Origin of the sequence: Flavobacterium flavigenum (genome assembly GCF_027111255.2) — a bacterium.
Classification (GTDB): Bacteria; Bacteroidota; Bacteroidia; order Flavobacteriales; family Flavobacteriaceae; genus Flavobacterium; species Flavobacterium flavigenum.
This window is the reverse complement of the sequence record NZ_CP114285.2, coordinates 4,577,634-4,591,319: the sequence shown is the minus strand read 5'-3', so window position 1 is coordinate 4,591,319 and position 13,686 is coordinate 4,577,634. Positions and strand designations below refer to the sequence as shown.

Below are 13,686 nucleotides of genomic sequence, written 5' to 3'. Positions count from 1 at the left end.
AAAAGAGACTGTCTCAAAAGTGTAGGCAGTTTTTTTTGTTTAAAACAAACTCTAACATATATTTGAAAAATTAAATTTCTCCTTAATTAGTTACATCCTATAAATAAATGAGATTTTTAAATCGAAAAACACATAAACAAACGATTTATTTTGTATTTAGAAACACCTTTACTATCTTTCGCAATGTTTAAAATATAACCTTATACATTTAAAAATGTTAGAAGAAAAGAATGATAACCTGCAGAAAGCAGATGGAAAATCAGAAATCAACCTGAATGATTCTTCACAAAATGATGCAACAGAAACATCAATTTCTGAAGCAACAACAGAAAATATTCAAGCTGAAGAAACAAATCATCAGGAAGTATTAGATGCTATAACAAATTCTAATGCTGAAGAAAGCGAAGACGAGACACTAAAGGAACGTCATGATATTCCTATGGAGGATTATGATACTTTTTCGTTAGACAAACTTGTTGATGAATTAAAAAAACTTGTAAACACAGACAAAGTTATGTCTGTAAAAGATCATATAGAAGAAATTAAAAAATCATTTTTACTTCAATTCAATCACTTTATAGAAGAGAAAAAAGAAGAATTCAATGCTTCAAATCAGGATCCTAATGAAGAATTTCAGTATCACTCTCCTTTAAAATCGAAGTTCGACGAATATTATAACATATTTCGAGAAAAAAGAAATGCACACTTTAAAAATTTACAAAGTAATTTAAAATCAAATTTAGAAATCCGACTTGCTATAGTAGAGGAACTAAAAGAACTTATAAATCCACAGGAAAATATCAAAGACACTCTCAAACATTTTAATGAATTAAGAGAGAGATGGAAAAACGCCGGAGCGATTCCAAAAGACAAGTACAATCATGTCTGGAACAATTATCATTTTCATGTTGAGAATTTTTATGATTATCTTCATCTAGACCGTGAAGCAAGAGACCTTGATTTCAAATACAATCTTGAACAAAAACAAAAGATAATTACCCGTGTTGAAGAATTAGTGAGCGAGCCAGACATTAATAAGGCATTTCGTGAATTACAGGATTTACACAGAATCTGGAAAGAAGATATTGGTCCTGTATCGAAAGAACATCGTGATACGATTTGGAATAAATTTAGTGAGCTAACTAAAAAAATACACGATAAAAGGGAACTTTTGTTCGAAAGCCAAAGAGAAAACGAGCAAAAAAATCTTGAAATTAAAAAAGAAATCATTGCTTCAATTGAAACTTTAGCCACTGAAAAAGTAGGTTCCCATTCGCAATGGCTGGTACAAATACAAAAAGTTGAAGCACTTAGAAATGAATTTTTTGCTGCCGGAAAAGTACCAAGTGACGTAAACGAACAAACCTGGGCTGCATTTAAAACTGCCGTTAGAAATTTTAATTCTTTTAAAAACTCGTTTTATAAAGACATCAAAAAAGATCAAAACGACAATTTAAATAAAAAAATGGCCTTGGTTGAAAAAGCAAAGGAATTACAGGAAAGCACTGATTTTAATGCTACTACTCCAATCATGAAACAAATTCAGGAAGAGTGGAAACAAATTGGTCATGTTCCTAAAAAATATTCAGACAAAATCTGGAAAGAATTTAAAGACGCCTGCAACCATTATTTTGACAAATTAAAAGAACACAAATCTGAAGAAAACGAAGAAGAAGTTGCTGCATTTGACAATAAAAAAGCATACCTAGATACTTTAAGAACATTTGAACTTACTGGCGATCACAAAACAGATTTAGATGCTATTAAATTACATATTGAAACCTGGAAAGGATTCGGAAAAGTTCCTTTTTCAAGACGCCACATTGAGGGTAAATTCAATAAAATCTTAGATGCTCTTTTTGAAAAACTAAGCTTAAGCAAGAAGGATACTGAAATGATGCGTTTTTCAAACAGGATTGATTCTTTATCTGAAAGCAATGATACGCGAAAATTAGATAATGAAAAGATTTTTATAATGCGTAAAATTGAAGAAGTACAGAATGAAATATTCCAATTAGAAAATAACATTCAGTTCTTTACGAATACTAAAAATGCAAAAAAAGAAAACTCGATTGTTCTTGAAGTTCGCAAAAACATTGCTATCCATAAAGAAAGTCTTGAACTATGGAAAGACAAACTTAAACAGTTACGAAACCTAAATCAGGAATAGTTTTTTTTAAAAAAAATTTAATCATAAAAAAGGTGTAATGAGAAAATTTTTCATTACACCTTTTTTAATTAATTTACTTTCCAGCAACAAATTAATAAAACTAATCTGTAAAATATTGACTATATTTGAAAAGGTCATCATTTGGCAATTTAAATATATAATTATTAACTTTAATAAGTACAAAATGAAATTTACAAGAAAAGCTAACGCAAACTGGAAAGGAACCGGCATGGAAGGAACCGGATTAATAAGCACACAAAGTACAACTCTAAATAATGCACAATTATCTTTCAAAACAAGATTTGCAGAAGGAGTAGGAACCAATCCTGAAGAACTTATTGCAGCAGCACATTCTGGCTGTTTTACAATGCAATTAAGCTTTTTATTAAACGAAGAGGGATTTGTTGCAGACGATTTATCTACAGAAGCAACAGTTACTTTTGAAGATGGTTCTATTACTTTAATTCACTTAGAACTGAAAGGAAAAGTTCCTTCCATAACTGCTGAAAAGTTTTCAGAAATTGCAGCTAAAGCAAAAGAAATTTGCCCAATTTCTAAACTACTAAAAACGGAAATCACATTAAGCGTTAACCTGATTTAAATTTAAAATATTTAATCCATAAAAAAAGCTCTGAGTTTTCAGAGCTTTTTTAAATTTATTCAGATACTGCTTTACTTTTAACTACAAGTCTAAAACCTTCTCCGTGAATGTTTAAAATTTCAACATCTTCATCGGCTTTTAGATATTTTCTAAGTTTCGCAATATAAACATCCATACTTCTTGATGTAAAATAGTTATCATCTCTCCAGATTTTCGTCAAGGCTAACTCTCTTGGCATTAAGTCATTTTCGTGCAAAATAAGCATTTTAAGCAACTCATTTTCTTTAGGAGATAACTTTATTGGCTCTTCATCCTGAAAGGTTAAAAATCTTAATTTAGAATTTAAATGAAACTTACCAATATTAAATTCAAACTGAACTTGCTCTGCTTTTGTATCAGATGATTTTCTTTGAATAATAGCTTTGATTTTCATCAATAAAACTTCAGAATCAAAAGGTTTGTTCAGGTAGTCATCAGCACCCGCCTTATATCCTTTTAAAACATCTTCCTTCATAGATTTTGCCGTTAAAAAAATAATCGGCACTTCACTATTTTTTTCCCTGATTTCTTTAGCTAAAGTATAACCGTCCTTATAAGGCATCATTACATCAAGAATACATAAATCATAAACGTCTTTCTTGAATTTTTCGAAACCTTCCATACCATTTTTTGCTAACGTAACTTCAAAGTCATTTAGCATTAAATAATCTTTAAGAACTGCACCAAAATTAAGGTCGTCTTCTACTAAAAGTATTCTTTTATTAATATTTTCCATATTTTAATTTATTAGTGGTATTTTTATTATGAAGGTACTTCCTTTTCCCTTTTCGCTTTCTACATAAACCTGACCATTATGGTCTTCAACTATTCTTTTTACATACGCAAGCCCCAAGCCATGTCCTTTTACATTATGAAGATCTCCTGTATGTTCCCTGTAAAATTTCTCAAAAACTCTCTTCTGAGCTACTTTACTCATTCCTAGCCCATGGTCTTTTATCTTTATCAGGATCATATCTTTAATATTCTCTGTAAAAACCTCTATTTCAGGGACATCCGGAGAATACTTTATAGCATTTTCTAATATATTAACCAATACATTTGTAAAATGAACTTCATTGACCAGGCATGTAGTTCTTGCCGCATTATAATGTTTTACAATTGTACCTTGTTTGTCTTCTAAAATTAAATTTACATGTTCAATTGCATCTTCAATAATATCGTGAATTACAGTAGGCTCTTTGGTGATATCTAGTTCCTTTTTCTCCAGTTTCGAAATTCGGAGTACATTTTCAACCTGAGCATGCATCCTTTTATTTTCATCTCTGATCATTTGAAGATAACGGTATACCTTTTCTTTATCTTCAATAATTTTGGGGTTACGAATCGCATCAAGAGCTAAATTTATGGTAGCAATAGGAGTTTTAAACTCATGCGTCATATTATTTATAAAATCTGTTTTAATTTCAGATATTTGCTTTTGTCGTATTAACTGATTTAGAGCACTTGTATATGCGATTACAATAATTAATGTAAAAATTATAGATAGTATTGTAATGCTTACCAGTTGAGATAACAGAAACTTCTTTTTATACGGAAAAGTAACTAATAGCTCATACTTACTATTCCCTTCATTGTCTGTAAAGACAGGAATACTGTAAGTCGCATCTTTATCATAATGAAAACCATCCGACTTAACTTTTGTAGGAATACCATTGCTATAAATTCCAAACTCAAATTTAGTTTTTATACCATGTTCTTTAAGTTCTTTCTTTAAAAGAGAATTTAATTTATCTTTGGTAATTCTTTCATCTATTGGTAATATTGACGCATAATCATTAGATGTAATTGTTAATTGAGCTTTATTTAAAATATCAAGATTACCATCTTTTTCAACTTTTATATCTGGAATTGTACTTTGATTTAAAACTGAATTATCAATAATATTATTATTGTACACTTCTGTCAATCTCTTTGAACTAAAACTTTTAAAACCGTCTGAATTGAATTTTTTATTAAAAATTGATCCATTTGTATCATACTTTTCAGAAGTAATACTATTTTTATAAACAATAGTTTTATTTGTTTTAGTATTTCTTTGAACAAATAAAATTTCCAGCAAATCTTCTTTTTGTGGAATTTTACCTGTACTATCCCTTATATGATTGATTTTATCCCGAAAACTATATTCTTCCAGTTTTGCAAGTGTTTCTGAAACATCACTAACTACCTGCGTTACATGATATTTAAACTGTTCATCATTATTCTCTAACGAAGAATTGAACCAATATACCTGAACCAGAATTATCCCAATTAAGGATAAACTCATTAGCAAAACAAGTATTCTAAAAAATAATTTATTCATCGAAACAAAATTAATATTTTAACAATATACTAAATAATACATTAACCAAATATTAACATTTAAGAATGATTTTGTTTTATATTTAAAATTTTAAGAATTTTAACAACTTCTTGCTTTGCATTTTCATGAGTATCATTAAAGATAATAAAATTACTCATAGGAATGCGTTTTTCATCATTCCATTGCATATTCATTCTTTCTAAGACCTGTTTCCTACTTGTTTTGTCACGTTTTATAACCCTTTCAATTTTTATTTCTTCAGGCGCTGTAACCGTGACAACAACATCACATTCTTTGTACCTCCCACTCTCAAATAAAATTGCTGCTTCATAAATTACATAATCATAATTTTTATTTTTTTGAAGCCATAATTCAAAGTCTTGCTTAACAGCCGGATGTATAATAGTATTTAACTGATTAAGTTTATCGGCATTATTAAAAACAATATCTGCTAATTTTGCCCTGTTAAGCACTTCATTTTCAAATATCACGTCACCAAATACAGTTTTGATTTCATTAATTATGGATTGAGACTGCATTATTTCCTTTGCTTTATCATCAGCTATATAAACAGGCACACCCATTTCTTTAAAATAATTCGCAATAGTTGTCTTTCCACTTCCAATGCCTCCTGTCAAACCAATAATCTTTGCCATGTTATATTCTAAAAAACATATTAGGAAAAGCTTGCTGAGGCTTTCTCTTTAAAATAATAATTTTTACAAAAGATTCTAAAAAACCTATTCCGTAACCATAAAATTGTTTCCAAACAGCAATTACAGAAAGATATCCAATTTTAAAACTCTTATTAGCAACACTAGATGTAAGAAAAATTATAACGAAATATACAAAATATATTTGTAATAAAATATCAATATTTAAAATTAACAATAAAAAAGCTAATAATAATCCCAACATAAAAAAAGAAGGAAAGAAAAAAGTAAGTTTATTATGTTCCGGATACCAGCTATTCAATATTGGTCTTGCTTTTCCAAATTTATTTACCTGAATAGAGAACTTCTCCCAGTCTATCCTTCGTTTATGATAAACAAATGCATCAGGAAATAATCTCGTTTCAAAACCTAAATTCCATAATCTGATAGATAAATCGGGATCTTCACCAGGATGAATATTCCCAAAACCTTTTGATGCTTCAAAAGCTTTTTTTGAAATCCCCATATTGAAACTTCTTGGTTGGAACTTCCCGATTTTCTCAGAACCACCACGAATTCCTCCTGTAGTCAAAAAAGAAGTCATAGCAAAATTAATTGCTTTTTGTATGTCTGAAAAGCTATCCAAAGCCTTGTCAGGCCCACCAAAACAATCTACATATTCCCTATCTAATTCTTTACGGACTTCTGTCAAATAATTGGAAGGAATGATACAATCAGAATCGAAAATAATAAAATAATTACCTATCGCTTTTATCATCCCAAAATTCCTGGAATCCCCTGGTCCTGAATTAGGCTTAAAGTAATAGGATATGTTTAGTTTTCCCTGATATTTCATTACTACACTCTTGCAAGGAATTGAAGATCCATCTTCAACAAGAACAATTTCAAAAGCTTCATTATAATCAGATTTCGTTAAACTTTCTAAAAGCTCATCTACTTCATCCGGGCGATTATAAACGGGTATAATTAAAGAAAAAACCATAATTAGGACATGGGAATTAAGGACAGTTTTATAAATTTAAAATTTTGCGCAAAGATAAGTTTTATTCATAAAAAAACCACCAACTTTGAGTTGATGGTTTTCCTTTATAATGATTTAAACAAATTATTTAATACTTTCTACCTGAACCATTTCATTTGCTTCTGCTTTATAATCTATTCCGGCAAATTCAAAACCAAACAGATTTAAGAAATCGTTTCTATATCCTTCTAAATCACCAATAGCCGGTAACGTTTCCGTGGTAGTTTCCAACCAAAGTTTTGCCACTTCTGCCTGAACATCTTCTCGCATTTCCCAGTCATCAATTCTGATTCTTCCTTTATCATCAGTAAGAATTTCTGTCCCGGCATACAATCTGTCTTTAAACAAACGCTGAATCTGCTCAATACAACCTTCATGAATTCCTTTTTCTTTCATCACTTTATATAAAAGAGAAATATACAAAGGTACAACCGGAATTGCAGAGCTTGATTGTGTCACTAAAGCTTTATTAACAGAAACATAAGCTGTTCCTCCTATTGATTTCAAACTATCAGCAATAGTAAAAGCTGTAGCTTCTAAGTCATCTTTCGCACGACCGATAGTTCCTTTACGGTAAACTGCTTCTGTTAGTTCCGGCCCGATATACGAATAAGCTATAGTTTTAGCGCCATCAGCCAATAAATTTTCATTTCTTAAAGCCTCAATCCACATCGCCCAGTCATCCCCACCCATAACTTCAACTGTATTAACAATATCTTCCTCGTTAGCAGGAGCTATAGAAACCTCAGAAACTTTTCCTGTATGAAAATCAACCGTTTTATTAGTGTATGTTTGCCCTATCGGTTTCAAAACTGAACGATGTGTTACACCTGTTTTAGGATTTGTACGTACTGGAGATGCCAAACTATAAATTACAAGATCTACTTGTCCTAAATCTGCTTTTATCAAATCTAAGGCTTCTCGCTTTACCTCATTTGAAAAAGCATCTCCATTGATACTTTTTGCATATAATCCGGCTTTATGAGCTTCTGATTCAAAAGCCGCAGAATTGTACCAGCCCGGTGTAGCAGTTTTACCTTCAGCAGATGGTTTTTCAAAAAACACACCAATAGTTGCTGCATCAGATCCGAAAGCACTTGTAATTCTTGAAGCTAATCCAAAACCTGTTGAAGCACCAATTACCAATACTTTTTTAGCACCTTCGATAGGTCCTTTTGATTTGATATATTCAATTTGATTTTTAACATTTTGCTCGCATCCTTTTGGGTGTGATGTCAAACAAATAAATCCTCTCATTCTAGGTTCTATGATCATCTTGTAATTATTTATTGTATTAATTCAATTTCAATTTTAATTTTTCAAAAATAGACATTTTATCCTTAACCCTTTTCATATTTGCATCCATATTGTCTATAAAATTAGGATTTAAAGCATTCTTTTTGGCTAACTTATAGTAATTATAAGCAGCTATATATTGATTCTCATACTCTGCCATCCTTCCCAATTCACTATTAAAAGATGATGAATCGAAATTTTCCAGAGTCTTCATAGTAAAGTTAATATGTTCTTTCGCTTCTTCATACCTTCCGATATCAATAAGCAGGTAAGTATAATTTAAATAAGGTGCAGGATATTTAGGTTCAAATTTCATAGCCAGTTTATAATGATAAATTCCTTTATCATAATTACTCAGCTTATTGTAATAAATCCACCCTAAATGATTATGCGCTTTACCGAAATCCGGATATTGAGACAATATTTCTTCAAGCAATTCTTTTCCTTCAGCAATATTCCCGTCAGAGATTAATGAATCTGCTTTTATAAATTGATTTTCGTAATAACTAAGGCTTTCCATTTCTATTTTAACTTAATAATTGTTTTGCATGATTCAGTGCAGAATCAGATATATTGGCTCCTGACAACATTTGAGCAATTTCTGTAATTCTTTCGTCCTGAGACAAAAGCTTTAATTCTGATTGAGTGTCATCATTAATTGTAGATTTGAATACCTTAAAATGAGAGTCACCTTTAGCCGCAATCTGAGGTAAGTGTGTGATGGCAAATATTTGCATCTTGGTACTCATCTCTTTCATGATCTCTCCCATTCTAATAGCAATTTCCCCGGAGACACCTGTATCTATTTCATCAAAAATTAAAGTTGGCAATTTAGAATATTGTGCCAATATTGCCTTTACTGCCAGCATTATACGAGACATTTCTCCACCAGAAGCAACTTTTTTCAGTAAGCCGAAGTCAGTTCCTTTATTTGCAGAAAACAAAAATTGCAACTCATCTTTTCCATTTTGAAAATAAGTGTCCGATGCTGTTAATTCCATTTTAAACTGAACATTGGGCATTCCCAATGTTTCCAATATTGAAATTAGCTGTTTCGATAAAACCGGAATTGCTTCTTTTCTATTTTGATGGATTTTAGCTGAAAACAAATCTAACTCTTCCGTTTTTTGTTCGATCGATCTCGACAGAATTGCTATTTCTTCTTCAATATTACCTAATTCCAACACAGATTTTTCCAAGTTTGACTGAATTTGCAACAATTCATCTACAGTAGTAACCTGATGCTTTTTCTGTAAATTATGGATCAACTGCAATTTCTGATTTACTAACTCTAATTTCTCGGGATCATTTAATAATTTATCTGCTGCATTTTGCAATTCTTTCGAGACATCGTCAAATTCTATTGCTACGCTTGTGATTCTGTCAAACAAGCTTTGATATTCTGATGAAAAAGCTGCAATTTTTTGCAACGAGGCTTTAATTTCATTCAAATTATGAATAACACCAAATTGTTCTTCATTTGCAATTGCTAATGATTTATCTATAGATTCCTTTATAATTTCAACATTATTCAGCTTTTCAAAATCAGCTTCCAGTTCTTCTTGTTCTCCTGATTTTAATTTTGCAGCGACTAGTTCATTCAATAAAAAAGTATTGTATTCCTGCTCCTTACCTGCATCACTTTGTTTTTTAAGCAAAGCATTTAATTTTGATTTATCTGATTTATATACTTTTAGCGATTTTTGATAAGAATCTATAATTCCTGAATTTTGAGCAATTGCGTCAATGATTTTAAACTGCACTCCTTCATCTGAAAGTTCCTGGGTTTGCTGCTGCGAATGAATATCAATCAAAAACACACTCAAATCCTGTAATTCCTGAAGATTTACAGGACTATCATTAATAAATGCACGTGATTTACCAGAAGGAAGAATCTCACGTCTGATGATTGTTTCATTTTCATAATCAAGATCATTCAATTCAAAAAAATCTTTCAGATTGTATTTAGAAATCTCAAACTGCGCTTCGATGACACATTTTTCTTCTTTGTTTTTAAGGGAAGTCAAATCAGCTCTCTTGCCTAAAACCAATCCTAAAGCTCCTAAAATAATTGATTTTCCAGCTCCGGTTTCTCCTGTTATTATAGAAAACCCTTTCGAAAAATCTATAGAAAGTTTTTCAATTAAGGCATAATTTTTAATTGACAGCGAAGTAATCATATAGCTTTAAAAGTAAAATTATTGAAGTATAAATTCAGTTAGTATTTTATTTGAGACCATTTTGTAGAATTTAAAGGTGAAACCCTGTTTAAATTTTCCACTAAATCTGTAATTGTAATACTGGGTCCCCCTGAAAAAACAGATACTATCTCATCTGATTTTGCATCAAAAAATACTCTTGTCAAAAAGGCATTTGGTTTAACCGAATTCAGTTTACCTATTAACATTAATGAAGATTTTATTTTTTCTTTTGCCTCTTTCAAATCCTGATTCATTATATCTAATCCTGAATAATATAAAAAAGTAGTTTGTCTCAAATCTGAATAAACAGGAGCAAGCATATCATTTATCAGGAAATATCGGTTTTGGAGTCCATCTGACTGGGTCCATCCTTTGGAGCCGCCTTGCTGTGCAATATTGGCAATATTTTGGGCGGTTTCAAAATAGGGATTTCCACCTGCGAACTGAAATGTATCACCATCCATCCCTAAGATCATATAACTGTAAAAGGATATTACCGATATTAAATTAGACTCAAATGTAGTTGGATTATACAACAAAGGTTCAAATTCTGTATACCTGAAATTAAAATCTTTATCGTTAAAATTAAAAACAGGAGAAGAATAGGTAGAATTATAGATTAATCTTGAAGATTGTACCTGTATTGTCCCTGAAAACTGATCAGAATTATGTGAAGAAAGTGTAATATACATGGAACAGTTAATTCGCTCATTTTGTTTCAAAACAGCTCCCATCCAGTCTGTTTTATTGACAAATTCAGTCAAAGAAGCCTGAAGTGTTTTATAGACCTGTAAATTTGGATTTGGCAGCCTTTCTGTATTTATAGTAACTGTACAATTTAACTGTTGTGCCTGTGCAAAACCAAAAAACAAAAACAATAAAAAAGTAACTAATTTACTCATAAAAATGCCCTATAACTTTATTTAAAATATCAACCGCAACTGATTCTTTTGATTTTAAATCCATTGGTTCAATTTTAAATTCCTTATCTATAAAGGTAACTTTATTAGTTTGATATTGAAAACCTGCCCCTTTATCCTGCAACGAATTTAAAACAATCAAATCTAAGTTTTTTTTCTGGATTTTCAACTTAGCATTTTCAATTTCATTTTCAGTTTCTAAAGCAAAACCAATTAAAAATTGATTTTTTTTAATTTTTCCTAAAGAAGACAAGATATCTTTTGTTTTTTCCAGTTCGATTGAAAACTCATCAGCAGCTTTCTTAATTTTCTGAACTGCAACGAACTTTGGTTTATAATCGGCTACTGCGGCAGCAGCAATAGCTACATCAGCATCATCAAAATTCAAATGGCAGGCGTCATACATTTCCTGGGCAGAAACGACATTAATAACTTTAATCAAAGAATTTTCAACCTTTAAGTGAGTAGGTCCTGTTATCAATATAACCGAAGCACCAAGATTAGCTGCTGCTTTTGCTATATCAAAGCCCATTTTTCCTGAAGAATGATTTCCAATAAAACGCACCGGATCTATTGCTTCGTATGTAGGACCCGCAGTTACAAGTATTTTTTTTCCTTTTAAAGGAAGCTTACTTTCTAAATCAGCTTCCAAAAAAGAGACTATGTTTTCAGGTTCTGCCATTCTTCCTTCACCTGACAAACCACTTGCCAACTCGCCATTTTCAGCTGGAATCATTAGATTTCCAAATTGCTTTAAAGTATTAAAACCAGATAAAGTTGAAGGATGTTTGTACATGTCCAAATCCATAGCCGGAGCAAAATAAACTGGACATTTAGCAGATAAATAAGTCGCGATTAAAAGATTATCACTATTTCCCGTTACCATTTTTGACAACGTATTGGCTGTAGCAGGAGCAATTATCATAAGATCAGCCCAAAGTGCCAAATCAACATGATTATTCCAGACTGCATCTTGATCCTCTTCATTAAAAAAACTGGAATATACAGGATTTTTTGATAAGGTAGATAATGTAAGTGGAGTTACAAAATCCTTAGAAGCAGGTGTCATGATCACCTGAACATGTGCACCTGCTTTTATAAAGAGTCGTACTAATGAGGCTGTTTTATAGGCTGCTATTCCACCGGAAACCCCCAGTAAAATTTTCTTACCGTTTAAAACTGACATTGTACTGTATTATTTGTTTGAGCTTCTGTGGTATGTTTTACCGTCTAACCATTCCTGAACAGCTAAAGCGTGTGGTTTTGGTAATTTTTCGTAAAATTTAGAAACTTCAATTTGTTCTTTATTTTCAAAAACTTCTTCAAGACTGTCATTGTAAGTAGCAAATTCTTCTAATTTCTCAGTCAATTCTTTTTTAATTTCAGAATTAATCTGGTTTGCTCTTTTAGCCATAATAGTGATTGCCTCATACACATTTCCTGTTGGCTCTTCAATAACTGTTTTATTGTAAGTTATTGTATTTACAGGAGCATTCGTCTTTTTTAAATCCATGACTTTATTTATTTAGTAAATTTTTGTAAATCTGTTTCTACCCTGGCATTCATTTCGTCTGCCTGTTTTTTATACTTTGTATCGCTTTTAAACTTCAACAAGTTGTTATACGCCACTTTTGCAACATTTAAACGCTCTTCCATTTTAGCAGGAATACTGTTTATTGCTAATTGGTATGCTGAATCATATTTATAAAACAACGCATCTTCTTTAAATGGAGTTCCTGGATAATCAGCGATAAAATTATCAAAAGCCACTAATGCCGATTTATAATCAGAAATAGTGTTATACCCTTTTGCATTTTCATATGCCTTTTTTTCAAGCTTTCCACTTAATACCTTAACAGCCTCATTCGCCTGAACAATATATTCAGAGTTTGGATAATTATCAATAAAAGCTTGTAATTTATCTAATGCTTTTACTGTATCTGCCTGATCAAGACTATAAACAGGAGTTAATTTAGAATAACTGTAAGCTCCTAAAAAAGCAGCTTCCTGAACTTTTTCACTTCGAGGATAACCCGAAACAAAACTTTCAAACTGGTAACCTGCTAAATAATACTGTTTTGTTTTATAATAAGACTGAGAAAACATATAGAATAGTTTTTCTGCCTGAGGCTTCCCTCTGTATGTAGGTGCTAATTGCTCAAAAAGTCTAATTGCTTTATTATACTTCCCTGCCTCATACATCTTTGTTGCGATTTCAAATTTTGCCGCAACATCTTCATTTTTCAATGCCTTCTGATAATCACTACAAGAGCAAAAAAGGACAACAACAATTAACAGCGATACTAGTTTTTTCATTTTTTTACTTTTATTATGATTTCTTAGACAATTATGCCAAAGCAAAATCACACCGAAGTTTCGGTGGCAAATTTAGTTATTAATTTAGCTACTACAAAATATTTTTTGATACAATAAAATACGGG

General features: G+C 31.1%; 13 protein-coding genes. 2 read left to right on the top strand and 11 right to left on the bottom strand.

The window, feature by feature from the left end:
- The first annotated feature begins 214 nt into the window (after positions 1-214).
- Both OZP09_RS19070 and OZP09_RS19065 read left to right on the top strand, forming a co-directional pair.
- Positions 215-2,170, top strand: a complete 1,956-nt coding sequence (locus OZP09_RS19070; protein ID WP_281309828.1) for a DUF349 domain-containing protein — start codon at positions 215-217, stop codon at positions 2,168-2,170.
- Between the two features lie 184 nt (positions 2,171-2,354).
- Complete coding sequence (locus OZP09_RS19065; protein WP_223683045.1) at positions 2,355-2,771, top strand: OsmC family protein; 417 nt, start codon at positions 2,355-2,357, stop codon at positions 2,769-2,771.
- A gap of 55 nt (positions 2,772-2,826) precedes the next feature.
- Here OZP09_RS19065 and OZP09_RS19060 read toward each other — a convergent pair whose 3' ends face one another.
- The 11 genes from OZP09_RS19060 to OZP09_RS19010 form a co-directional block, all read right to left on the bottom strand.
- Complete coding sequence (locus OZP09_RS19060; protein WP_223683044.1) at positions 2,827-3,546, bottom strand: response regulator transcription factor; 720 nt, start codon at positions 3,544-3,546, stop codon at positions 2,827-2,829.
- 3 nt (positions 3,547-3,549) lie between these two features.
- Positions 3,550-5,133: a sensor histidine kinase gene (locus tag OZP09_RS19055; RefSeq protein WP_269235225.1), complete on the bottom strand. Its 1,584-nt coding sequence runs from the start codon at positions 5,131-5,133 to the stop codon at positions 3,550-3,552.
- A 59-nt stretch (positions 5,134-5,192) separates the two neighbouring features.
- On the bottom strand, positions 5,193-5,789 hold the full coding sequence (gene coaE / locus OZP09_RS19050; RefSeq protein WP_269235224.1) for a dephospho-CoA kinase: 597 nt from the start codon (positions 5,787-5,789) through the stop codon (positions 5,193-5,195).
- Position 5,790: 1 nt separating this feature from the next.
- The gene (locus OZP09_RS19045) at positions 5,791-6,789 is read right to left on the bottom strand and encodes a glycosyltransferase family 2 protein (protein ID WP_281309827.1); all 999 of its coding nucleotides are present in this window, start codon (positions 6,787-6,789) and stop codon (positions 5,791-5,793) included.
- A gap of 123 nt (positions 6,790-6,912) precedes the next feature.
- A complete protein-coding gene (fabV, locus tag OZP09_RS19040) occupies positions 6,913-8,103 on the bottom strand; it encodes an enoyl-ACP reductase FabV (protein ID WP_281309826.1) in 1,191 nt (396 codons plus the stop codon).
- Between the two features lie 19 nt (positions 8,104-8,122).
- On the bottom strand, positions 8,123-8,644 hold the full coding sequence (locus OZP09_RS19035; RefSeq protein ID WP_269235222.1) for a tetratricopeptide repeat protein: 522 nt from the start codon (positions 8,642-8,644) through the stop codon (positions 8,123-8,125).
- Positions 8,645-8,651: 7 nt separating this feature from the next.
- The gene (gene recN / locus OZP09_RS19030; protein ID WP_281309825.1) at positions 8,652-10,304 is read right to left on the bottom strand and encodes a DNA repair protein RecN; all 1,653 of its coding nucleotides are present in this window, start codon (positions 10,302-10,304) and stop codon (positions 8,652-8,654) included.
- 38 nt (positions 10,305-10,342) lie between these two features.
- Positions 10,343-11,227 carry a type IX secretion system protein PorD gene (gene porD / locus OZP09_RS19025; protein WP_269235220.1) on the bottom strand — a complete coding sequence of 295 codons (885 nt, stop codon included), beginning with the start codon at positions 11,225-11,227 and terminating at the stop codon, positions 10,343-10,345.
- Entirely contained in the window at positions 11,220-12,431 is a 1,212-nt protein-coding gene (gene coaBC / locus OZP09_RS19020) for a bifunctional phosphopantothenoylcysteine decarboxylase/phosphopantothenate--cysteine ligase CoaBC (RefSeq protein ID WP_281309824.1), read from the bottom strand. The genes porD and coaBC overlap by 8 nt, the downstream gene beginning before the upstream one ends.
- A gap of 9 nt (positions 12,432-12,440) precedes the next feature.
- The gene (locus tag OZP09_RS19015) at positions 12,441-12,758 is read right to left on the bottom strand and encodes a DNA-directed RNA polymerase subunit omega (RefSeq protein ID WP_008463064.1); all 318 of its coding nucleotides are present in this window, start codon (positions 12,756-12,758) and stop codon (positions 12,441-12,443) included.
- An 8-nt stretch (positions 12,759-12,766) separates the two neighbouring features.
- Complete coding sequence (locus OZP09_RS19010) at positions 12,767-13,561, bottom strand: outer membrane protein assembly factor BamD (RefSeq protein WP_269235219.1); 795 nt, start codon at positions 13,559-13,561, stop codon at positions 12,767-12,769.
- Between the last annotated feature and the right edge of the window lie 125 nt (positions 13,562-13,686).